The 22027-nt window shown below is 71.9% G+C and carries 16 protein-coding genes; 4 read left to right on the top strand and 12 right to left on the bottom strand.

Annotated features, from left to right (window positions below; genetic code table 11):
* Positions 1-11 precede the first annotated feature (11 nt).
* On the bottom strand, positions 12-707 hold the full coding sequence (locus J7E91_RS04170) for a response regulator transcription factor (protein ID WP_214899189.1): 696 nt from the start codon (positions 705-707) through the stop codon (positions 12-14).
* A complete protein-coding gene (locus J7E91_RS04165; RefSeq protein WP_214899187.1) occupies positions 704-1996 on the bottom strand; it encodes an ATP-binding protein in 1293 nt (430 codons plus the stop codon). Before J7E91_RS04165 ends, J7E91_RS04170 begins: the two co-directional genes overlap by 4 nt.
* Before the next feature lie 212 nt (positions 1997-2208).
* Here J7E91_RS04165 and J7E91_RS04160 point away from each other — a divergent pair, with 212 nt between their 5' ends.
* Together J7E91_RS04160 and J7E91_RS04155 are read left to right on the top strand one after the other, a co-directional pair.
* Positions 2209-3561, top strand: coding sequence for a PspC domain-containing protein (locus J7E91_RS04160; RefSeq protein ID WP_214899185.1), 1353 nt, complete (start codon positions 2209-2211; stop codon positions 3559-3561).
* On the top strand, positions 3548-3823 hold the full coding sequence (locus tag J7E91_RS04155; RefSeq protein ID WP_308376016.1) for a hypothetical protein: 276 nt from the start codon (positions 3548-3550) through the stop codon (positions 3821-3823). The genes J7E91_RS04160 and J7E91_RS04155 overlap by 14 nt, the downstream gene beginning before the upstream one ends.
* On the opposite strand, the gene J7E91_RS04150 is transcribed toward J7E91_RS04155, so the two are convergent.
* The 5 genes from J7E91_RS04150 to guaA all read right to left on the bottom strand — a co-directional run bounded on the left by J7E91_RS04150 (position 3772) and on the right by guaA (position 8992).
* The gene (locus J7E91_RS04150; RefSeq protein WP_251015171.1) at positions 3772-4263 is read right to left on the bottom strand and encodes a DoxX family protein; all 492 of its coding nucleotides are present in this window, start codon (positions 4261-4263) and stop codon (positions 3772-3774) included. The two genes, J7E91_RS04155 and J7E91_RS04150, sit on opposite strands and share 52 nt — an antisense overlap.
* Before the next feature lie 202 nt (positions 4264-4465).
* A complete protein-coding gene (locus J7E91_RS04145) occupies positions 4466-5731 on the bottom strand; it encodes a hypothetical protein (protein ID WP_214899180.1) in 1266 nt (421 codons plus the stop codon).
* Between the two features lie 110 nt (positions 5732-5841).
* Positions 5842-6630: a class II aldolase/adducin family protein gene (locus J7E91_RS04140; protein WP_214899177.1), complete on the bottom strand. Its 789-nt coding sequence runs from the start codon at positions 6628-6630 to the stop codon at positions 5842-5844.
* A gap of 65 nt (positions 6631-6695) precedes the next feature.
* Complete coding sequence (locus J7E91_RS04135) at positions 6696-7286, bottom strand: Uma2 family endonuclease (RefSeq protein ID WP_214899174.1); 591 nt, start codon at positions 7284-7286, stop codon at positions 6696-6698.
* A gap of 122 nt (positions 7287-7408) precedes the next feature.
* On the bottom strand, positions 7409-8992 hold the full coding sequence (gene guaA / locus J7E91_RS04130; protein WP_214899172.1) for a glutamine-hydrolyzing GMP synthase: 1584 nt from the start codon (positions 8990-8992) through the stop codon (positions 7409-7411).
* A 312-nt stretch (positions 8993-9304) separates the two neighbouring features.
* Between guaA and J7E91_RS04125 the strand changes: the two genes are divergently transcribed.
* Both J7E91_RS04125 and J7E91_RS04120 read left to right on the top strand, forming a co-directional pair.
* Positions 9305-9628, top strand: a complete 324-nt coding sequence (locus J7E91_RS04125) for a chorismate mutase (protein ID WP_214899170.1) — start codon at positions 9305-9307, stop codon at positions 9626-9628.
* A 731-nt stretch (positions 9629-10359) separates the two neighbouring features.
* Positions 10360-11562 (top strand): LAETG motif-containing sortase-dependent surface protein, encoded by a 1203-nt coding sequence (locus J7E91_RS04120; protein WP_251015139.1) that lies wholly within the window; start codon positions 10360-10362, stop codon positions 11560-11562.
* Positions 11563-11656: 94 nt separating this feature from the next.
* On the opposite strand, the gene J7E91_RS04115 is transcribed toward J7E91_RS04120, so the two are convergent.
* The 5 genes from J7E91_RS04115 to J7E91_RS04095 all read right to left on the bottom strand — a co-directional run bounded on the left by J7E91_RS04115 (position 11657) and on the right by J7E91_RS04095 (position 22000).
* Positions 11657-13489, bottom strand: a complete 1833-nt coding sequence (locus tag J7E91_RS04115) for a GMC oxidoreductase (RefSeq protein ID WP_214899168.1) — start codon at positions 13487-13489, stop codon at positions 11657-11659.
* 28 nt (positions 13490-13517) lie between these two features.
* A complete protein-coding gene (locus tag J7E91_RS04110; protein ID WP_214899167.1) occupies positions 13518-15134 on the bottom strand; it encodes a succinic semialdehyde dehydrogenase in 1617 nt (538 codons plus the stop codon).
* Positions 15135-15278: 144 nt separating this feature from the next.
* Positions 15279-16889, bottom strand: coding sequence for a serine/threonine-protein kinase (locus J7E91_RS04105; protein ID WP_214899218.1), 1611 nt, complete (start codon positions 16887-16889; stop codon positions 15279-15281).
* Between the two features lie 125 nt (positions 16890-17014).
* Complete coding sequence (locus J7E91_RS04100; protein WP_214899165.1) at positions 17015-19927, bottom strand: protein kinase; 2913 nt, start codon at positions 19925-19927, stop codon at positions 17015-17017.
* A 150-nt stretch (positions 19928-20077) separates the two neighbouring features.
* Complete coding sequence (locus J7E91_RS04095; RefSeq protein WP_214899164.1) at positions 20078-22000, bottom strand: serine/threonine-protein kinase; 1923 nt, start codon at positions 21998-22000, stop codon at positions 20078-20080.
* Between the last annotated feature and the right edge of the window lie 27 nt (positions 22001-22027).

The following is a 22027-nucleotide window of genomic DNA, read 5'->3' as shown; positions in this document are numbered from 1 at the left end:
ATCCGGCACTGTCACACCAGCCGGCGCGCCGTCGCCCACCGCGTCAGCTCGTGCCGGTTCGAGAGCTGGAGCTTGCGCAGCACCGCCGACACATGGGACTCGACCGTCTTCACCGAGATGAAGAGCTGCTTCGCGATCTCCTTGTACGCGTAACCCCGTGCGATCAGCCGCAGCACCTCCCGCTCCCGCTGCGTCAGCCGGTCCAGGTCCTCGTCGACCGGCGGTGCGTCCGTCGACGCGAACGCGTCCAGTACGAACCCCGCAAGCCGCGGCGAGAAGACCGCGTCACCGTCCTGCACGCGGAAGACCGAGTCGACGAGGTCCGTACCCGTGATCGTCTTCGTGACGTACCCGCGCGCCCCGCCCCGGATCACGCCGATCACGTCCTCCGCCGCGTCCGACACCGACAGCGCCAGGAACCGCACCGGGTTCTCCGCCGCCCCCATCAGCGGCGCGCACCGGCGCAGGACTTCGACGCCGCCGCCGCCCGGCAGGTGGACGTCGAGCAGGACCACCTCGGGGCGGGTCGCCGTGATGACCGTGACCGCCTGGTCGACGTCGGCGGCTTCGCCGACCACCTCGACGCCGGTCGTCGCGGTCTGCCCGATCTCCGCCTGCACCCCCGTCCGGAACATCCGGTGGTCGTCCACCAGGACCACCCGCACCTGCCGGTCGGGCCGCTCCTGGGTTCCCTCGGTATCGGTCATGCGTCCGCCGCCCTCTCCATCTCAAGCTCGACTTCCGTGCCCCCGTCGGGCGCGGAACGCAGTCTCGCCGTGCCGCCGTTGCGCTGCATGCGGCCGATGATCGATTCCCGTACGCCCATACGGTCGCCCGGCACCGCGTCCAGATCGAACCCCGGCCCCCGGTCCCGTACGGAAACGAAGACCGTCCGGCCCTCGACCTCCGCGTACACCTGCACCGCCCCGCCCTGGCCACCGTACTTGGCGGCGTTCACCATCGCCTCACGGGCGGCCTGCATCTGCGCGACCAGTTTGTCGTCGAGCGGGCAGTCGCCGACGACCACGACCTCCAGCGGTACGCCGTGCTTGTCCTCGACCTCCGCCGCCGCCCGCTTGACCGCCTCGGCCAGGGTGTCGGGCTCCTCGGACTCGTCCTTGCCGGTGCCCTCCGGCTTGTAGAGCCAGTTGCGCAGTTCCCGCTCCTGGGCGCGGGCGAGGCGCCGTACCTCCCCCGGCTCCTCCGCGTTCCGCTGGATCAGCGTCAGGGTGTGGAGGACCGAGTCGTGTACGTGCGCCGCTACTTCGGCGCGCTCCTGGGCGCGGATGCGCATCAGGCGCTCCTCGGACAGGTCCTGGGTCATACGGACCAGCCAGGGCCCCGCGAGGAGCGCGATGCCGGTGACGACCGCGAGGGCCGCTGTCAGTACGTTGCCGAGCTGCGCCGCGGAGCCCCGTACCACCAGGAACGCCGTGAGGCCGACGCCGACCAGCGCCACGCCCGCCATGCCGCGTGCCAGTTGCAGCATCCGGCGGCGGCGGGGCGTCTCCGTCCAGTGGGCGCGGCGCGCGTTGTCGGCCTGGCGCCATACGAGGACGACGCCCAGGCCGATCAGCAGCGCCGGCCAGACGTACCGCCCGGCCTGGCCGCCCACGTCGACGTTGGTGACGAAGGTGACGGCGCCGACGAGCAGCGCGAAGAGGGCGAAGACCTGGCCCTTGTCGGGCTTGCGGAGCTTGCGGCGCCCGTCGGGTGTGGTCGCGAACGCCGAGCGCGGCGCGTCCACGCCGCCCACGCCGAGCGGCACCACGAACCAGAAGACGGCGTACAGCAGCGCGCCGAGACCGTCCGAGAGGAAGAGTGCGAGGAAGACGATCCGTACCCAGACGACCGGCACCCCGAGATGCCCGGCGAGCCCGCGCGCGACGCCTCCGAGCATCCGCCCTTCGGCGCTGCGGTAGAGCTTGCGCGGCTGCGGCTCCTCCGGTTCTGGGGCGCGGGCGCTCGCTGCTCGGCGGGGCGTGGCGACTGGCATGCCCCGATGGTCACATGTACGGGCAGGTCCGGGCATCAGGGTCGGTCCCCTACATACCCCTGACTGGTGGCCTCGGCAGACCCCTGAACCCTGTCTGCCCACCCCGCCCGACCCCGGCCTCAGCGGCCCCCGCCCGGCTCGGGGTCGAAATCAGGGATCGTCCAGGGTCGGCGCGGGTGCCGCGGCGCCGGACCGCCCCTCACCATGGACGTATGACACAGCCGTACGACGCTGCCGCTCCCCCGGGGGCCGCGGACGAGCCGATGGAGCAGCCGCCGTTGCGCCGCAGCAAGCGGCACAAGCTGGTGGGCGGCGTGTGCGGCGGACTGGGCCGGCACTTCGACCTCGACCCGGTGATCTTCCGGATCGGCCTCGGCGTCCTGGCCGTCACCGGCGGCCTCGGCCTGATCTTCTACGGCTTCGCCTGGCTCTTCATCCCGCTCGACGGCGAGGACGAGAACGAGGCCCGCCGACTCCTGACGGGCCGCGTCGACGGCGCCACCCTCATCGCCGTGCTGTTCGCCCTCGTCGGCTGCGGCCTCTTCCTCTCCATGCTCAACAACGGCTCCGTCCTCGGCTTCGCCGTGCTGCTCTCGCTCGCCCTCACCGGCGCCACCTACTGGTCCCAGCGCCGCCGCCTCGCCGACCCCGACACCGGACCGGTCGACCCGGTGGCCGCGCAGGCGGCCGCCGTCGCACCCCCCGAGACGCAGGCGCCGCCCGTCCCCGGTGCGCCCTCCTGGTGGCGGGACCCCATCATCAAGGACGGCACGACGGGCCCGGTCGGCACCGGCTACCTGTGGGGCCCCGAAGGCGCGGTCGTCGACGAGGCGCCGGACCTGGGCCGGGGCCCGGCCGCCGCCCCCGGCCTTCCCCCGCAGCGGCGGCGCGACCCGGCGACGCGCGGGCCGCGCGGCATCGGCGGGCGGGTGTTCCTGCTCGCCGTACTCGCGGCCGGACTGGGCACCGGCCTGTCGTGGGACGCGCAGCCGCTCGGCACGAGCCTGCAGATCGGCCTGTCCTGCGCGCTCGCCGTCTTCGGGCTCGGCATCGCGGTCAGCGCGTTCCGCGGGCGTACGGGCGTCGGCACGATCCTGCTCACCGTGATCACGGCGCTGATGCTGACCGGCGCCTCCGCGCTGCCGAAGCAGATCTCCACGGACTGGATGCGTACGAACTGGAAGCCCGCCTCGGCCTCGGCCGTGCGGCCCGCGTACGCACTCGGGTCGGGCGTGGGGACGCTCGACCTCAGCGGCGTACGCGTCCCGGCGGGCTCCTCGGTGGCCACGCGGGCGGAGGTCGGTGCGGGGCAGCTCAGGGTCGTCGTACCGAAGGACGTGACGGTGGAACTGCGCATGAAGCTGGGTGTCGGCGACATCCAGCTGCCGGGGCAGCAACCACAGGACTTCGCCATCGTGACGGACCAGGACCAGCGCCGGACGCTGAAGCCGCCGGAGCCGCTGAAGCAGCCGGAGCCGCCGGAGCGCGGCAAGTCCGCCGGGACGCTTCGGCTGGATCTCGAAGTCGGCGTCGGCCAGGTGGAGGTAACCCGTGCAGCGAAGTGACATCCCGAGCGCCGGGTACCGGCCCGGACAGCGCCCCACCCGCTTCCGGCACGAGTTCAGGCCCGGCAAACTGATCAGCGGCCTCGTCGTACTGGGGACAGCCACGGCGTACACGGGAGACGCCACAGGCGCATGGCAGGTGCCCGCCTACGCCGCGCTCCCGGTCATCTGCCTCGGGCTGCTGCTCGCGGGCGCGGCGAGCTGGATGGCCTACAGCGTGCGCCGGCGGCGCGCCGCGAGGGCGGCGTCGACGGAGAAGTGAGCGGCGCCCGCGAGCACCAGCGGCAGCCAGGCCATGAGGTAGGCCAGGTCGTTCCCGTAGTAGTACGGGTCCGACGCCCAGCTCACCGTCAGCCACAGGCTCAGCGAGATCAGCGCCCCGCCGAGCGCGGCGAGGCGGGCGAGAAGTCCGATCAGCGTGCCGATGCCGACGGCGAGTTCACCAACGGCGATGGCGTAACCGAAGCCCTCGGGGTTCTTGAGCGCGAGATCGACGAGGGCGGGGATGGCCGACGTGTCACGCACGCCGCGCATCATCTCGCCGACCGACCCGGTGCCGCTCGCGGACATGAACTGGCTGTCCGTCAGCTTGTCGAGACCGGCGTAGATGAAGGTGACGCCAAGGAAGATCCGCAGCGGCAGGAGCGAGTAGCGGCGCGCCGTGTCCCGCAGGCCGCCACGTCCGTGCGGCCCGTCGCCCATTCCCGCGCCCCTTCCCGCGCCCATGCCCGTTCCGGTCATGATGCCGTTGCCGCCGCCGGCCCGATACCCGTGACTCATGGTCTGGTCCCGCCTCTCCGAAGCGTCAGCGCCGTGCGGCGCGGGCACGATTCTCCCCGCGCCCCTCGAAGAGGGATACGTATGCAGCGGTGCTCCGGCTCAAACGGCAGGTCACGAGTGCCGCTCAGTCGGTGACGTCGATCGTCACCCGGTCGGTCTCCGCACCCGCCGCCGTCACCACCTGCACATCGACGCGGCCCGGCTCGACCTCCACCGGCACGGGCACGGTCAGCACCGTGTCCGTCGGGTTGGCGAATCCGCCGGGCACCGGGATCAGCGGCACATGGACGTGCACCGTCCCGATCCGTACGACCATCCGCGCCAGGCGCTCGGGAGTCCCCGCGCCCGGCGGTACGAAGCCCGCGCCACGGATCTCGATGTCGTCGCCGGTACGGATGGGCGCGTCCAGATCGCCCGCTTCCCTGGCCCGTACGACCGACAGCACCACCGGACGGCCGCCCTCCGCGAACTTCCCCGCGAAGTACGTCGCCGCCGAGACCGCCACCAGCAGGGCCAGGCCCCACGGCAGATCGGGCAGCTGCTCGGGCCGCCGGGCGAGACGTACCGCCGCGAACACCACCGCGACCGCGTTCACCAGGACGTACTGGACATCGGCGAAGTTGCCCCGGCCCGCGTCGTCGGTGAGCAGGTCGGCGGCGCGGGGGCGGTCGGCCCGTACCTTCTGCAGGCGCCGGCCGAGGACGCGCACGGTCACCACATGGCGTACGACGACGGCGATGGCGCAGGTCAGCGCGAGGACGGTCAGCATGCCGAGGCCACGGGCGAGTTCGAGGCCGGCGATGAGCGCGTCGCGGTCGGCGTGGTCGGACGCGGCGGCCAGCTGAATGGCGATCACCAGCACGGCGAAGACGACGAGCAGCACCCAGCTCCCGGCGACGGCGCGCGAGGTGGACAGCCGGTTGTCCTCGCCGATGAGGGGCGCGAGGAGACCACCGCGCGCCCGGTGCGCGCGCGCCGCGCCGGTCAGCAGGGCGGCGGTGACGAGCGCGGCGACCAGCCCCGCCGTACGGGCGGAGGTCCAGCCGGCCCCGATGGCCGTGAACGCCTGAACGAGCATCAGCACGACGACCCCGCCCCACACCACGAACAGCGTGGAGCGCCACACCATGCCGAGCCACGCCTCGCCCGCCTCCCGGCTGCGCTCGGCGACCGCGCGCGCCGACTGGGTCAGCTCGTCCGACACCCACTGACGCGAGGCACCGGCGGAATGCGCGACGGCGGCGGGCAGGCCCTGGCCCGCCGCCAGGCCGTCGCGCTTGGCGAGGAAGGCGGAAACGGCACGGCGGTGACCCTCGCGGGCGCCGTGCGGGCAGTCGCCGCACGTACAACCGCCACTGTGCGCGCTCTGTCGTGCCTCTTGCACAGCCACGGAAGTTGCCGCCCTCTCGAAACCTGCTGAAGGGAACTTCCCTCCGGTGTAGGGGAATTGTGCCGTACGAAGAGAGGTCCCCGCGTCACCCGCAGGGGGATAGGTGCGGGCTAGGCGAACAGCTCGGGCTCGGCGCGGCTGATCCGGCCCCACAGCGGCTGGTGGTTGATCCACGCCACGAGGTCGCTGCCCAGCTGATCGCGCGTGGCGACCGCGTCCTTGTGGTCGATCGGTACGGGCCGGCCCGCCGCCCGCGCGGCCAGCTGCACCTGGCAGCAGCGCTCCATCGCGATGAACCACCAGGCCGCCGCGTCGACCGAGTCCCCCACGGTCAGCAGCCCGTGGTTGCGCAGGATGACGGCCTTGTGCGGCCCGAGCGCGCCCGCGATCCACCGCCCCTCCTCCGCGTCGACGGAGACGCCGGTGTACGCGTCGTACAGCGCGTGGTCCTCGTAGAAGGCGCAGGCCTCCTGGGTGATCGGGTCGAGCAGCTCGCCCAGCGCGGACAGCGCGCGGCCGTGGACGGAATGGGTGTGCGCGACGGCCACGACGTCCGGCCTGGCGCGGTGCACCTGTGCGTGGACCAGGAACGCCGCCTGGTTGACGTGGCGGCTGCCCTCGACGACCTGCCCGTCGCCGTTGACGAGGATCAGGTCGCCCACGGTCATGTCGGCGAAGGCGAGCCCGAAGGGATTCACCCAGAAGCAGTCGGCGTACTGCGGGTCGCGTGCCGTGATGTGCCCTGAGACGCCTTCCTCGTACCCGTACCGCCCGAAAAGCCTGAGCGCCCCGGCGAGCCGCTCCTTGCGGTACTGGCGCTCCTCGGCGGCGGTCGCGTGGGTGGGCGGCATCGCGAAGTGGAGCTGTTCGAGGGGTACGGGCGCCGGCGTCTCGTTCATGGGGCGGAAGCTACCGCGAGGTACGGCAGGTGAACAGGGGTGTCTGCCGCTTATCGCACAGGCGTCTACAGCTCGTCGATCGCGGCCAGGTCGATGTCGACGGAGAACGGAACCGACAGTTTCAGGTGGTCGTGGTGGATGCCCACAAGGCCATACGCCTTGGTGGCGGGGTCGAGTTCGTAGACATACACGACCGGACGGCCGTCGTCGCCGCGCTCCACTCGCCAGAAGTGGGCGATGCCTCCCTGGGCGTAGATCTGCGGCTTGCGCTCACGGTCGCGCTTCTCGGAGTCGGGGGACACCACCTCCACGGCGAGGAGCACGTCCTTGGCCCGGTAGTGCGTCTCCTCCGAGTCGGTCACCGCTGCGGCGCGGATCACCGACACATCGGGCTCGGGGCCCTGCCTCTTGTCGACGACGACGGTCATCTCCCGCCGCACCCGGAGATCCTTCGGGACGCTCGCGCGCAGGCCTGGGACCAACAGGTCCATCGCCAGAGAGTGGAAACTCCTCTGCGGACTCACGAAAACCAGGCTCCCGTCGATCAGCTCGGTGTGCGGCGGGAGGTCGGGCAGCGTCAGCAGGTCGTCCACGGTGTAGCCGTCCTGCGGCGGCACCGGCCACGAGATCTCGGTGGGCAGCGGCTCAGCGGTCATGGTTCCTCCCATGGACGGGATTCTCGGGCCTGCGGCCAGCGTACCGAGCGGATACGACAATGCCGCCGCCCAAACGAATGAGCGACGGCATCGTCGTTGACCCTGCGACCAGGGTTACCGGGTTACTCCCACTCGATCGTGCCCGGCGGCTTGCTCGTCACGTCGAGCACCACGCGGTTCACGTCCGCAACCTCGTTCGTGATCCGGGTCGAGATCTTCGCCAGTACGTCGTACGGCATCCGCGTCCAGTCCGCCGTCATCGCGTCCTCGGACGAGACCGGGCGCAGCACGATCGGGTGGCCGTACGTCCGGCCGTCACCCTGGACGCCCACCGACCGTACGTCCGCGAGCAGCACGACCGGGCACTGCCAGATGTCGCGGTCCAGACCGGCCGCCGTCAGCTCCTCGCGGGCGATCGCGTCGGCCTCGCGCAGCAGGTCGAGGCGCTCCTTGGTGACCTCGCCGACGATACGGATGCCGAGGCCGGGGCCGGGGAACGGCTGGCGCTGGACGATCTCCTCCGGGAGGCCGAGCTCCTGGCCGACCATCCGGACCTCGTCCTTGAACAGCTGGCGCAGCGGCTCGACGAGCTCGAACTCGATGTCGTCGGGCAGGCCGCCCACGTTGTGGTGGGACTTGATGTTCGCGGTGCCGGTGCCGCCACCGGACTCGACCACGTCCGGGTAGAGCGTGCCCTGCACGAGGAACGCGACGTCCTCGCCCTCCGCGCCGGCCTCGGCGACGATCTCCGCCTGGGCCTGCTCGAAGACGCGGATGAACTCGCGGCCGATGATCTTCCGCTTCTCCTCCGGGTCGGAGACCCCGGCGAGCGCGTTCAGGAAGCGCTCCTGGGCGTCGACGACCTTCAGCTGTACGCCGGTGGCCGCGACGAAGTCCTTCTCGACCTGCTCGGTCTCGCCCTTGCGCATCAGGCCGTGGTCGACGTACACGCAGGTCAGCTGGTCGCCGATGGCCTTCTGCACGAGCGCTGCCGCGACCGCGGAGTCCACGCCGCCGGACAGGCCGCAGATGGCGCGCTTGGTGCCGACCTGCGCCTGGATGGCGGCGATCTGCTCCTCGACGACGTTGTGCGTGGTCCAGTCGGGCTCGATGCCCGCGCCCCGGTAGAGGAAGTGCTCCAGGACCTGCTGGCCGTACGTGGAGTGCATCACCTCGGGGTGGTACTGCACGCCGTACAGCTTCTTCTCGTCGTTCTCGAAGGCGGCGACCGGCACGACGTCCGTGGACGCGGTGACGGTGAAGCCCTCGGGCGCCGCCGAGCAGGCGTCGCCGTGCGACATCCACACCGACTGCTCGGTGGGGGTGCCCTCGAAGAGCGTGGACCCGGCCTTGGAGACGGCGAGAGGGGTACGGCCGTACTCGCGCGCACCGTTGTCGTCGACGGCGCCGCCGAGCGTGGTGGCCATCAGCTGGAAGCCGTAGCACATGCCGAAGACGGGGACACCGGCCTCGAAGATCTCACGGTCGAGGGTCGGGGCGCCCTCTTCGTACACGGACGAGGGGCCGCCGGAGAGGATGATCGCCTTGGGGTTCTTGGCCAGCATCTCCGACACCGGCATGGTGCTGGGGACGATCTCGCTGTAGACCCGGGCCTCACGGACACGGCGGGCGATGAGCTGGGCGTACTGCGCGCCGAAGTCGACAACGAGGACGGCGTCGGGGGCGGCGGGGGGCACTGCTGGCACGGGGCGGCCTTCCGGCGGTGAAGGGTGTCGGGACTGTCAATTCTAACGGGGACGCGACATTCCCCTTGTCTCACCATCCGAACCCGGCATCGGCCGTCCGCCGGCGACAGGCATACTGGCCTCATGCACAAGCAGCTGAGCTTCCTCTTTACCTATGGCACCCGGTCCGACCGGTGCCATGGTCGAGCTGCTTGAGCTACTGACAAGCGACTTCACAGGCGCCCCGGGCCGACAAGGCCCGGGGCGCTCTGTCATTTCCGGGCCTGGTCGCCTCGGGGGGCCCGCCCCCCTTCACATCCAGGAGTTACGGACATGAGCACCGCCACCGCCACCCCCACCGCCGCCCCCGCCACCGCCGCCGCCGCCGAGAGGACCGGCGCGCGCACCGATGAGGCCGCGGACCTGATCGGCAATGCCCGGGAGCGCATCGACTCGCTCGACGACAGGATCATCGGCCTCATCCAGGAACGGATGGCCGTTTCGGCCGTCATCCAGGAGGCCCGCATCACCTCGGGCGGTCGGCGCGTGAACCTGTCGCGCGAGATGGAGGTCCTGGGCCACTACAGGGACGCGCTCGGGAAGCCCGGCACGGCGCTCGCGATGACGATGCTGGAGCTGTGCCGGGGCCGTATCTGAGTTCGGGAGCATCCTCACCCGTACGGCGCGTGACCGGGCCCACGGGGGGTTCGTTGGTCCCGGTGTCCGCGCCAGCCAGGGGCGGGTGCGCAGAAAGAACCACGCGTGGCTCCGCCGGGGCGTGCGGCGTACTGCACGTGCGTCGTGGGACCTCGTCCCGGCGTGCGTGACCGGTCGGCAGGGGACAGCAGCCCGGTCACCCAAGGCGGCCGGTTCCGGGGACGCCCGGAACCGGCCGGCCGTGTCCCCGTTTCCCCCTCCCTCTCTCTCCCTCCCCCTGGGATGTCGTCCCCTGGGATGTCGTCGAGACTGTTGCGCGGTTCGCGGCCGACACGCACGATGCAAAGGCAGCCCCGTACGCCGGGCGGTCGCTGCCATTGGTCGAACCACGCGAGCGCCTCTCGTGCGCCGGGCAGGCCACCGGCGTACAGAGCCGGCGGCGCACCCCCCGGCGCCGCCCCCGCAGCACCGGCGCTGCCCTGGCGCCGGGTGCTGACGGCCCGGGCCCCGCGGATCTCCCCCGTCCGCGGGGCCCTTCGCTTTGCCCAAGTGGTGCCGGCGGTGGTGATGTGACGCGAGCCACATGAGAAACCTCTGAGAATCCCTGCAACCCTTTACGCCGGCCATAGGTCATCTATGCGAACCAACGGCCACCCGTGCACCCCCACTCACGGCGGCCCTCACATCTCGTGCCGCTAGCCGTGCGGTACGCCAGACTTTCTGAGGTCTATATGAAGCTTCGCCGTGCCATGGCCCTTGCGGCCGCGACGGCCGTCATAGCTCCTGCCGCTTTCCTGGCCGCACCGGCCGCGTACGCCGAGGGTGACCCCGCCACCACGCAGACCGAGACGACCGACCCGGGCCAGGCGACCGACCCCGACGTGTCCGACACGGCCGACGAGGACCCCGCCGACGAGGACCCGAAGACGGACCCGGCCCCTGCCGACGAGCCCGACCCGACCAACGAGGACCCGGCCGACACGGACCCGGCCGACGAGGACGCGGAAGTCGACAAGGATCCGGCGACGGACCCCGAGGGCGACACGGACCCGGCCGACGAGGACCCGGCGGCCGACCCCGACGGCGAGCAGGACCCGGACGCCGACAAGGACCCGGGCGACGAGCCCGGGGATGACGAGAAGCCGGGCGATGACGAGAAGCCGGGCGATGACGAGAAGCCGGGCGACGACGAGGACCCGGCGACGAATCCGCAGGACGAGTACGAGCCCTGCGAGCCGCTGATCGACGAGAACGGCGACCTCGTCGACAGCGAGTCCGCCCTCAAGATGGACATCAACGGCCTGCCCGGCAAGATCGTCGCCGGCAGCGGCTGGCACAACTTCAAGCTGACCGCCTCCAACCCCACCGACACCGCGCTCGGCGAGGTCCAGTGGATGGCGTTCGTCGACAACGAGTCGATGAGCGAGGACGAGAACGACTGGCTGAGCAGCCACCTCCAGTTCGAGTTCTTCAACGAGCACACGCAGGCCTGGGACGCCGTGGGCGGTCCGGAGTTCCTGGGCAAGACCGAGCTCGGCGCCAAGGATGTCGTCGACATCAAGCTGCGCCTGAACATCAGCGCGAAGGCCCCCGCCGGTGCGAGCTTCGCCATCGGTTTCGGTGGATACCTCGACGCCGACGAAGAGTGCATCCGCACGTCGCTGGCCTACTGGGACTTCGACGTCCTGGCCCCGGGCAGCGAGAACGAGAACCCGGGCAAGCCCAGGCCGATCGAGCCGCCCGCCGAGAACCCCGTGCCGAGCCCCAAGGAGCCGCAGGGCGGCTCCAAGGAGATCCCGGTGACCGGCAGCCTCGCCGAGACCGGTTCTTCGTCCAAGATGCCGATGTTCGCCCTCGCGGGTGGCGCGGCCGTGGCGCTCGGCGCCGGTGCGATGTTCGTCGTACGCCGCCGCCAGGCCGGTTCCGAGGCCTGATCCCGGCCACGCACGCATGACCCGGTGACACACCGGTAGAGCCGGCAGGAGGGGCTGCACTCGGAGGGGGGTGCAGCCCCTTTTGCCTGCCCGCTCAACTCTTCGGCGGGACCACCGGTATGCCGAGGAACGGCAGCTTCAGTGCGCCGAAGGCATCCTCCGGCACCGCGGGCGCCTTCGGCTCGATCGCCGCGAGGCGCTCGTACGCCGCGCCCTGCGCCGGGCGCACGTCCGGCTCGCCCTTGTTGGGCCAGTACGACATGGCGCGCTCCGCCTGCGCGGTGATCGTCAGCGACGGGTTGACGCCCAGGTTGGCGGAGACCGCCGACCCGTCGACCACCGAGATCCCCGGGTGTCCGTACAGCCGGTGGTACGGGTCGATGACGCCCTGCTCCGGTGTGGCGCCGATCGGGCAGCCGCCCAGGAAGTGCGCGGTCAGCGGCGTACCCATGAGCTCGCCGATGTTGCTGCCCGCGAAGCCGTTGATCTCCTCGGCGAGGAGCGTCGCGGCGCGCGCCGCCTCGGGAATCTGCTTCGGGTTGGGCGCGCCGTGGCCCTGGCGGGCGGTGAGCAGGCCCTTTCCGATGCCGCCCGGCTTGCGGTACGTCGTCAGGGAGTTGTCCAGCGACTGCATGACCAGGCCGATGATGGTCTTCTCCGACCAGCGGTAGTTGGAGAGCGACCGCAGGGTGAGCAGCGGGTGTCTGGCGGCGTTGCCGAGCCAGCCCAGTACGCGCGGGAACTTGTCGGCGTACGGCACCTGGATGATGGACATCGCGCCCATCGCGTTGGAGCCCTTGCCGTAACGCACCGGCTCGATGTGGGTGTTGTCGTCGGGGTGGATCGAGGACGTGATGGCGACGCCCCGTGTGAAGTCGGCCTTCTTCGCGCCGTGCTTCTTGCGGTAGCGGCGGTCGGTGGTCTGCGAGCCGACGAGGGCCTCGGAGTTGGTACGGGTCAGTTCGCCGAGCCGAGGGGAGACGCGGGGCAGGTCGCCGCGGTCCTTCATGGTGTGCAGGAGGGTCTGCGTGCCGTACGTGCCGGCGGCGACGACGACCTGGCGGGCGCGCAGGGTGCGGGGCCTGGCCTTGCGGCGGGCGTCGGTGGGGACGGTGGCGACGCGGTAGCCGCCGTCCGGGTGTTCGGCGAGGCCGACGACGGAGGTCATGGGGTGGACGACGGCGCCGGCCTTCTCGGCGAGGTAGAGGTAGTTCTCGTTGAGGGTGTTCTTCGCGCCGTGCCGGCAGCCGGTCATGCACTCGCCGCATTCGGTGCAGGCCCTGCGGGACGGTCCGGCGCCGCCGAAGTAGGGGTCGGGAACTTCCTCGCCGGGCCGGGCCGTTGAATGACCGTCGGCGTCCTTGCCGTCGCCGTAGAAGACGCCGACCGGTGCCATGTGGAAGCTCCTCCCCACTCCCATGGCCTCGGCGGTCGCCTTCAGGTGTACGTCGGAGGGCGTCATGGTCGGGTTGAGGCGCACCCCGAGCATGCGCCTGGCCTGGTCGTAGTACGGCGCGAGTTCGTCCTGCCAGTCGGTGATGTCCGCCCACTGCCGGTCCTGGAAGAAGGGAGCGGGGGGTACGTACAGCGTGTTGGCGTAGTTGAGGGAGCCGCCTCCCACCCCCGCGCCCGCCAGCACCATGACGTTCCCGAGCAGGTGCACGCGCTGGATGCCGAAGAGGCCGAGCGCGGGCGCCCACAGGTAGTTCTTGATGTCCCAGGAGGTCTTGGGCAGGGTCTCGCGGGTGAAACGGCGGCCCGCTTCCAGGACGCCGACCCGGTAGCCCTTCTCCGTCAGGCGCAGCGCGGAGACGGACCCGCCGAAGCCGGATCCCACGACGATGACGTCGTAGTCGTACACGGCATCGTCGTCGTGCGCGGAATCGCCCGCAGCCTCCTGGCTGGGGACAGAGCTCTCCTGTGGCATTGGCGCTCCTCGTCAAAAAACCTGGGGATCAGCGGAAACGCAGGACCTTGAGCGTCTTCAGGCTGGTGCTCATGAACGCCGCGTACTTCTCGTCGTCCATGCCGAAGGAGGGGGCCATCGGGATCAGTCGCTGGTGGGCGACGGTCTGGGCCTCGGTGTACTTGAGGATGCCCTCGGAGCCGTGCCGGCGGCCGAGGCCGGATTCCTTCATGCCGCCCATCGGCGCCTGGACGCTGCCGTACGCGGGGGCGTAGCCCTCGTTGATGTTGACCGTGCCGGTGCGCAGCCGGGCGGCGATGGCGTGGCCGCGCCTGCCGTTCTTGGTCCAGACGCTCGAATTGAGGCCGTACGGCGTGGCGTTGGCCTGCTCGACGACCTCGTCCTCGTCGGTGAAGCGGTAGATGGAGACGACCGGGCCGAAGGTCTCCTCGGTGCACACCGCCATCGGTGCCTCGACGCCGTCCAGGATGGTCGGCTCGAAGAACAGCGGGCCGATGTCGGGGCGGGCGACGCCGCCCGCGACGAGTGTGGCGCCCTTGGCGACGGCCTCTTCGACGTGGCGCTTGACGTTCTCCAGCTGGCGTTCACCGGCGAGCGAGCCCATGTCGGCGCCGTACGCGAGGGACGTGCCGAGGCGCATCGCCTTCGTACGGGCGGCGAACCGGGCCACGAAGTCGTCGGCGATCGACTCGTGGACGTACAGCCGCTCGATGGAGATGCAGAGCTGTCCGGCGGAGGAGAAGCAGGCGCGGACGGCGCCCGCCGCTGCCTTTTCTACGTCGGCGTCCTCCAGGACCAGCATGGCGTTCTTGCCGCCGAGTTCGAGGGATACGCCGATGAGGCGGGCGGCGGCGCCCTGGGCGACCTCGCGGCCGGTGCGGGTCGAGCCGGTGAAGGAGACGTAGTCGGCGTGCTTGACGATCTCCGGGCCGATGACCGGTCCGTCGCCGAGGACGACTTGGAAGGCCTCGGCGGGCAGACCGGCCTCGACGAGGAGGTCGCGGGCCCACAGGGCGGTCAGCGCGGTCTCGGTGTCCGGCTTCATCACGACGGCGTTGCCGGAGACGAAGGCGGGCAGCGCGTCGCCGATCGACAGCTCGAAGGGGTAGTTCCAGGGGGCGATCTGGCCGACTACACCGCGCGGCTGGCGCAGCTCGGTGACCTTCGTCAGGGTCGGGATCGCGCCGGTGCGCCGCTTGGGCCTGAGGTACGAGGCGGCCTTGCGGCCGTAGTGGCGGGCGGCTATGGCGACGGCCTGGATCTCCTCGTGCGCGTGCAGGCGGGCCTTGCCGGTCTCCAGCTGAATCAGGTCGAGGACCTCGGCCTGGCGCTCAAGGACCAGGTCGTGGAAGCGGAGCAGGATCGCGGCGCGCTGCCGCACCGGTACGGCCGCCCAGACGGGCTGGGCCGCGCGTGCCCGCGCGAAGGCGGTCGCGACGTCCTCCGGGGTGGACTCGGGCAGGTCGGCCAGCTTCTCGCCGGTGAAGGGCGTGTGGTTGGCGGTGCGGCCGGAACCGACCACGTCACGCGTGAGCTGTGCGACCACCTCGGGGGTGACCACGTCTGCCGCGGTGCGCGCACCTGCGGGGGCGGCGGCGGTGGGGTTCGTACCGAGGGCGGCTGCGGGGGCCTGCGAGTCCGTCATGAGGGCGAGAGTAAGCCTCCGGCGATCCTTTGGATACCCGTCGGTAATACCTTTTCACCGGCCCCTCACCACCGCGCCAGTGTTCACTGGCAGATAACCCCTGATCAGGGGCTTGTGCCAGGTCTCAGGGCCCCGGTTCGCGGTCTAACCGCGGGCGAACGAGTCGAGGGCGGTGTCGAAGTGCCGCTTGCCGTCGTCCTGCCTGCTGACCGGCGCCGAGACCCACACGTCGTACATCAGACCGCCCTCCTCCCAGCACAGGTCGTACGTGTGCCGGTCCTCGTCGCCCGGCTCGAAACCGTCCCGTACGAACTCCCACAGCGCGGCGGCCAGCCCGTTGTGCGTGGTCCGGGTGACCTTGCCGGCGCGGTAGCCGGGATGGGTGTCCGGGCCCTTCGCGTGCGCCCGCCGCATCTCGCCGAGCGGGCCGCCCGCTACGGGGCTCTGCCGGCGTACGCCGATTCTGATGCCCTTGTCCGGCGACAGGTACGACACCCCGTTGTCGTCGGCCGAGCGGTCGTAACCCTCGGGGACGGCGAGCGTGAAGCCCGCCGGGTCGGTCACCCTGCGGTAGCCGGGCGGCGGCGTGCGGGCGGCGTCGGCCGTGCCGGTCGGGGCATGCACTCCGCCGCCGGGACGCGTCGACACGGTCGAGGTGACCGTGCGGGTCGGCGCGAAATCCGTACGGCCGCCGCCCTTGCTGTCACCGTCGCCGTCGCCGTCGCGCAGGAACAGCGTCGCCGTCGCCGCTCCCGCCCCCGCCATCACGGCGACGAGCATGCTCGCCACGAGCGCGCCCCGGACACCGCCGGCCCGGACACCGCCGGCCCGGAAGCGCGACGGCTTGGCAGCGAGGGGGATGTGCGGATGCGTGGCCGGGCAGGGCGCCGCGGAGTCGGGGGCCATGCCGGTCGCGAGGAACGCCAGCAGCAGTCGCTCCGCCTCGGCCGCGCCGAGTCTGCGCTCCGGATCGCGCTCCAGGAGGCGTCGTACGACGGGAAGCAGCGGGCCCGCGGCGGCGGGCGGCACGATCGGGTCGTGCATGACGGCGCACAGCACGCCGCTCAAGGAGTCGCGGTGGAAGGGCGATTCGCCGCTCACGGCCGTACACAGCAGCACGCCGAGCGACCACAGGTCGGAGGCCGGGCCCGCGGCCCGGCCCTCCATCCGCTCGGGCGCGGTGTACTCGGGAGAGCCGACGAAGGACCCGGCGTCGGTGATCGTCGTACCGCCGTCGAGCCGCGCGATCCCGAAGTCGGTGAGGACGACCCGGCCGGTGCCCGCCTCCAGCAGGACGTTGTCGGGCTTGAGGTCACGGTGCAGTACCCCGCGCTCATGGGCCAGGCGGAGCGCGCCGACCAGCGCCAGGCCGATCCGTGCGGCCTCGCGGACGTCGAACGGGCCGTCGGCGGCGATCCGGTCGGCGAGCGAATCGCCGTCGATCCGCTCCATGATGATGTACGACAGTCCGGCGCCGGGTTCCTCGACGATGTCGTGGACGACGATCACATGCGGGTGGACCAACTGGGCCACGGTCCTGGCCTCGCGCAGCGCCCGCTCACGCCGCAACTGCGCGTCGGCGGCGGGCAGGCCGGGTTCGTCGCCTCCGAAGTGGAGCTCCTTGACGGCCACCTGCCGGCCGAGCAGCTCGTCGGTCGCCTGCCAGACGGTGCCCATGCCGCCGCGCCCCAGCTGGTCGCCGAGACGGTACCGCCCGGCGATCAGGCGGCTGCCGCCCTCGGTCCCGCCGGTCATCGCGTGTGAGTGGTCCACGTCTCCTGTCCTGTCCCGCTCCTGTCCTGTCCCGCTCCTGTCCCGGACCGCACCTGTCCCCGGCCCGCTCCTGGACCGGCCGCCGTCTACGAGCTCAAGGGGCTGGGTCAGCCGCCCGTCACCCGGTAGGCCTTCGTGGCCTGTTCGTAGATCTCGGTGACCTTGTCGCGCTGGGATTCCGGGCCGATCACCTGGACGACGTGATAGCGGTCGCCGACGATCACCGCGAGGTTACGGACGTACACATCGCGCCCGCTGCTGTCCTGCCAGGTGAACTGGCCTTCCGCCATGGCCTGCTGCCCCACGTCGATGCGGCGCAGGCCGTGCTGGGTCGACCAGGAGGAGTCCCTGACGGCCTGGAGTTCGCGCTCCTTCTTGAGCTGGTAGTCCATCGGGTCGCCGCCGTGCTCCTTGACGGTGTCACGGCCGGGGACGACCAGCAGCTCGAAGCCGCTGCCCCGGTAACGGACTTGGCCGGCGTCGTTGATCGGTCGCCGCTCCCAATCCTTATCGACGGCTACCTGGAACCCCTCGGGGTCCCTGCGGACCTCGTACCCCTTGGCCACATCAGTGGCCGGAACGGAGGTCTGCGGCTGCTGGGAGCCGGGCGTCTCCTGCGCGGGCGGGGGCGTCGACTCGGTCCCGGCCGAGGGGCCGGGGGTGGTGGGCGCACCGGTGCTCCGGCTGTCGCCCGCGTTCTTGGGGGCGCCCCGGTTTCCGTCCTGGCCTCCGTCCTCCTCGCCGGCCTTCGGCATGAAGACCATCGAGTAGACGAGCGCGGCCGTCAGGCCGAGGAGGATCAGGAGGAGGAGCGTACGCCCGAGCGAACGGGGGCCGCCGCGCTGCTTCTTCTGGATCCGCGGCTCCTTGATCCGCGGCTCCCGGGGCGGCTTCGGCTCCCTCTGCGCCCCCGCGCCTCCTCTGGTCCTGGTCTTCTTGTGCCGGTGGCGGCCGTGCACGTCGGACGCCCTGGCGCGGCGCTTGCGTACGAGCTCGCCGCGGCGGCGCACGATGGGAAGCCGCGCGGCGTCGACGGACGGCAGCGGCACGATGTACGCACCGGCCTCCGGTTCGGGCGCGGACCGTACGAGCGAGCGGAGCCAGCCGCGCAGTTCCTCGAAGTCGGGCCGCTCGGTGGGGTCCTGGCGCAGCAGCGACTCGACGACGGGCCGCAGCGGGCCGCACTCCTCGGCGAAGGCGGGCGGCTCGGCGCAGACGAGCTGCACCAGCTCTACGGCGCTCTCTTCCGGGTACGGGGCGTGGCCCTGCACGGTACGGAAGAGGAGCGCTCCCAGGGCCCAGAGGTCGGTGGAGGGGCCGATGGGCGGGGCGAGCTGCCAGTTCTCGTGGACGGACCCGGCCTGCTCGGGCGCCCAGCGCTCGGTGACGGCGCCGACGACGGCGATCCGTGCCTGCCGCGCGCGCTCGGCGGCGAGCGGAGTGGCGGGCCCCCGGTACACGGCAACCTGCCCGCCGTGCTCGCTCTGCCCGCCGTGCTCGCCCTGCCCACCCTGCCCGCCCTGTCCGCGCGCCACGACCTCGTCCCAGCTGCGGGCCTGAGTCTGGGCGGGGCCGGGGCCGGCGTGCGCCTCGGCGCCGGAGTGGCCTGGCCGGGGAGCCTGGGCCTGGCCGTGCCGCTGATCCGGCAGCTGACCGTGGCGCTGCCCGTACGTACCGCTTCCCTGCGCCGGTGCCCGGCCTCCGGCCTGGGCGGGGGGCATGCCTTGCGCCTGGCCCTGGCCCTGGCGCGGCCCTTGGCCCCAGCCCTGGCCCTGGTCCCAGCCCTGGCTCTGGTCCGGCTCCGGGCGGCGGCCCTGGCCGCGTCGCAGGCCGTCGGCTCGCATTCCGTCGCCCGCGGGGGAGCGTGGGACCGCGCCGTGCCAGGAGTCGTCGAAGTCGCCGGACGCGGCCGGGGGGCGGCTGCCTCCAGCGGCACCGGGGGCTGCTGGGGCGGTGCCCGGCGCTCCGCCGGACCCCGGGTGCCGGCCGGCGGCGGTGCCGGGCTTGTCCGGGCGGGTGCCGTCCTGCCAGGTACCGGCCAGTTCCTGCCGCTGGGGGCGCTCGGCCGATGCGGGTCCGGGCGACGCGGACGTGGGCTCGGCGTCGACGTACGGGCTGATCGCGCGCGGGCCCCCGGCCGGGAGCTGGGCCGGGAGCGGGCCTGTGCCGCCCGGGCGCTGCTCCTCGGTGCCCCGTGCCGCGGCACGGGCTCCCGCGCGGTACGCCGCGATGGCTCCGGCGCGCGCGGCCCGGACCTCGGCGGCGGGGCTTCCGCCCCCTGCGGGCGAGGCGGTGCGCACTGCGCCACCGGGAGCGGGAGCGGCGGCATCGCCGTACTGCGCGGCCGGCTCGTGCCCCGTAACCCGGCCGGGGCCGCCCCAACTGCCGCCTCCCTCTTCCGCGTCCGTCGCCGACTCCGCCGGCACGGGAACCGGAGCGTACCCGCAGAGCGCCTCCTCGGCGGCGCCGGCCGCGAGCCCGGTCAGGACGATGCGGCCGTCGTCGCAGACGAGCACCGTGCGGACGGTGATGTTCCGGTGGGTCCAGCCATGCGCGTGCAGGACCCGCAGAGCGGTCAGCACGTCGGCGGCGATTTCCGCGGCCCGGTAGGGATTGAGCGGCTTCTCGGCGAGCAGCGCCGCCAGCGGTCGCGCCGCCACCAGTTCACTCACTATCCACAGCGAGCCGCCCTCGGCGAAGACGTCGAAGACCTGGTCGAGCCTGGGGTGATCGGGGATCTGCGCGGCGGCCTGCGCCGCCTCGATGGCCCGCCGCACGGCAGGATCGGCCGGCCGACACGTCGTACGTCCGGCCGCGCGCCGCCCCGCCGCCGCCCCGCCACTGCCGTCGCCGTCCAGGATCTCCGCGTCCACGACCTCAGGCAACGGCACCTGACGGACCAGCACTTCCTGGCCGCTGTACGTGTCGAACGCCCTTGTCTCGACCAGTTCGTACGCATCGGAAGGCGGCAGGGGAAGGCGGTAGCGGTCGGCAAGCACCCGTCCCGCATAGTCGTCCACGACGCCTCCCCAGAGCGCGCTGTACCTCCGACCCGGTGCACCGACACCAAGTCGTCAATTCCGGTCGCGTACGGTCAGTCCACGAGCTCTCACGATACGTGGCCGGGCCCGGCCGTGCGCGGAGTCTCAGCAACCCGGCCGCTGCGTACGTCAGTCCTTCGGCTGGAACGTGTCGTGCGCGGTCTCCCGCAGCGTCCGGCACTCGTCGCCGTCCCACTCGCTGGCCTTGCAGCTGACCATGATGGAGTAGCCGCGCCCGGCGTCCACCTTGAAGCCCCGGTTGAGGACGTGCACCCGCATCCCCGCTTCGTCGCGCTCGAACTCCCAGTCGGCGGTGGTGGGGTACCCGTTGTAGTCGACGGGCCGTATCTCAAGGTGCTTGTAGTTCTTGCTGGCCGCGTCGGTACCCACCACGGCCGCGGCCCAGGCCGCGCGCGCGTCGTCCTTGGGGCTGGCGTTGAAGTCGACCTGGACGCGTGGGTAACCGCCGCCCTTGTTGTATATGCCGCCGGAGTTCCGGCCCGCTATACCGTTGCGCTCAAAGCCCTTGGGCATCGCCATCGTGAAGTGGAACCGGTCGTCGCTGACCTTCACGTATCCCTCGGGCAGCCCGCCGTCCTTCGCCGGGTCGTCCGTCCCGGAGTCGTCGGAATCACCCTGGCCGTCGTCGCTGCCGGAGTTCTCACCCTGGCCGTCGTCCTGGCCCTGGCCCTGCCCCGGGTCCTGGCTCTGGCCCTTCCCGCCGTCCGCTTCCTTGCCCTTGTCCGCGTCGCCCTTGGCGTCGCCGCCGGCCGTGGCGCCGCTCGAAGCGGACGTCCCGTCCTTGGACTTGCCCTGGGCGCCGCCCTCGTTCCCACCACCGTTCAGCGCGACGGCGAGCACGGTGCCGATCAGCGCCAGCGCGGCGACCACCGCCACTATCACCAGCGTGCGACGCGGTACGACATCGGTGAGCGAGGCACGGGCCGGCGGCCTCGGACCCGTCGCGGGCTGCGACTGCCGCTGCGCCTGGGACCGCGCCTGGGAAGCCTGCTTCTGCTTGGCCGCCTGGGCCGCCGCCGCGTTGCGTACGGACTTCAGCGCGCCCCGCAACCGCTCACTCGTGGCCGGGCCCTCGTCCGCCCTCGCGTCACTCCTGGCCGGCCGTACCGCGCTGAGCACGTCCTCGGGAACGGGCGGCAGCGCCACGACCCGTGTCGCCTCCAGCGGCGGCTCGGGCTCGTCCGGCTTTTCGGGCAGGTGGATCACGTCGTTGAGGAGAGCGCGCGCGCCCGCCTCGTCGAGCCGCTGAGCGGGGTCCTTGGCCAGCAGGCCGTAGATGACCTCTTCCAGCGGCCCCGCGTTCTTCGGCGGGTCGAGCGGCTCGGTCATCACAGCCGTGAGGGTCGCGATCGCCGACCCCTTGTCGTACGGCGGGGTGCCCTCCACCGACGCGTACAACAGACCGCCCAGCGACCACAGGTCGGCGGCCGGGCCCGGCTTGTGACCACGGGCCCGCTCCGGCGAGATGTACGAGGGGGCGCCCACCAGCATGCCGGTCGAGGTGATCGAGGGGTCGCCCTCGACCTGCGCGATGCCGAAGTCGGTCAGCACGACGCGGCCGTCCTCGGAGATCAGGACGTTGGACGGCTTCACATCGCGGTGCAGGATGCCCTGGCGGTGCGCGGCGCGCAGTACGTCGAGAATCGCGAGGCCGACCTCGGCGGCGCGACGGGGCGTCAGCAGTCCGTCCTGGCGCACCACGTCGGCCAGCGACTTGCCCTCGATCAGCTCCATGACGATCCACGGCCGGTCGTCCTCGTCGACGACGTCGTAGACGGTCACGGCGCCGTTGTTACGGATCCGGGCGATCGCCTTCGCCTCACGCAGCGTGCGCGTGATGAGCCGGCGCTTCTCCTCTTCGTCGATGCTCGTGGGGAAGCGCAGTTCCTTCACCGCGACCGTGCGGCCCAGCGTCTCGTCGACCGCGCGCCAGACCGTACCCATGCCGCCCCGGCCGAGCACCTCTCCGAGCCGGTACCGCCCAGCGAGAAGACGCCCCTGGGGGTCCTTGGACTGCTCCGCCTCCGACATGCGTCCCCTCTGCGATCCCTGATCTTC

The sequence above is a fragment of the Streptomyces sp. ISL-99 genome (genome assembly GCF_018614005.1).
Classification (GTDB): domain Bacteria; phylum Actinomycetota; class Actinomycetes; order Streptomycetales; family Streptomycetaceae; genus Streptomyces; species Streptomyces flavidovirens.
Note: the sequence above shows the minus strand (reverse complement) of the source record. Positions and strands in the feature narration are given on the sequence as shown.

Bases quoted from the DNA above. Each gene is read 5' to 3' on its own strand.
- J7E91_RS04170 (WP_214899189.1), bottom strand. From the start codon at position 707: ATGACCGATACCGAGGGAACCCAGGAGCGGCCCGACCGGCAGGTGCGG.
- J7E91_RS04165 (WP_214899187.1), bottom strand. From the start codon at position 1,996: ATGCCAGTCGCCACGCCCCGCCGAGCAGCGAGCGCCCGCGCCCCAGAA.
- J7E91_RS04160 (WP_214899185.1), top strand. From the start codon at position 2,209: ATGACACAGCCGTACGACGCTGCCGCTCCCCCGGGGGCCGCGGACGAG.
- J7E91_RS04150 (WP_251015171.1), bottom strand. From the start codon at position 4,263: ATGGGCGACGGGCCGCACGGACGTGGCGGCCTGCGGGACACGGCGCGC.
- J7E91_RS04140 (WP_214899177.1), bottom strand. From the start codon at position 6,630: ATGAACGAGACGCCGGCGCCCGTACCCCTCGAACAGCTCCACTTCGCG.
- J7E91_RS04135 (WP_214899174.1), bottom strand. From the start codon at position 7,286: ATGACCGCTGAGCCGCTGCCCACCGAGATCTCGTGGCCGGTGCCGCCG.
- J7E91_RS04125 (WP_214899170.1), top strand. From the start codon at position 9,305: ATGAGCACCGCCACCGCCACCCCCACCGCCGCCCCCGCCACCGCCGCC.
- J7E91_RS04120 (WP_251015139.1), top strand. From the start codon at position 10,360: ATGAAGCTTCGCCGTGCCATGGCCCTTGCGGCCGCGACGGCCGTCATA.
- J7E91_RS04115 (WP_214899168.1), bottom strand. From the start codon at position 13,489: ATGCCACAGGAGAGCTCTGTCCCCAGCCAGGAGGCTGCGGGCGATTCC.
- J7E91_RS04110 (WP_214899167.1), bottom strand. From the start codon at position 15,134: ATGACGGACTCGCAGGCCCCCGCAGCCGCCCTCGGTACGAACCCCACC.
- J7E91_RS04105 (WP_214899218.1), bottom strand. From the start codon at position 16,889: ATGACCGGCGGGACCGAGGGCGGCAGCCGCCTGATCGCCGGGCGGTAC.
- J7E91_RS04095 (WP_214899164.1), bottom strand. From the start codon at position 22,000: ATGTCGGAGGCGGAGCAGTCCAAGGACCCCCAGGGGCGTCTTCTCGCT.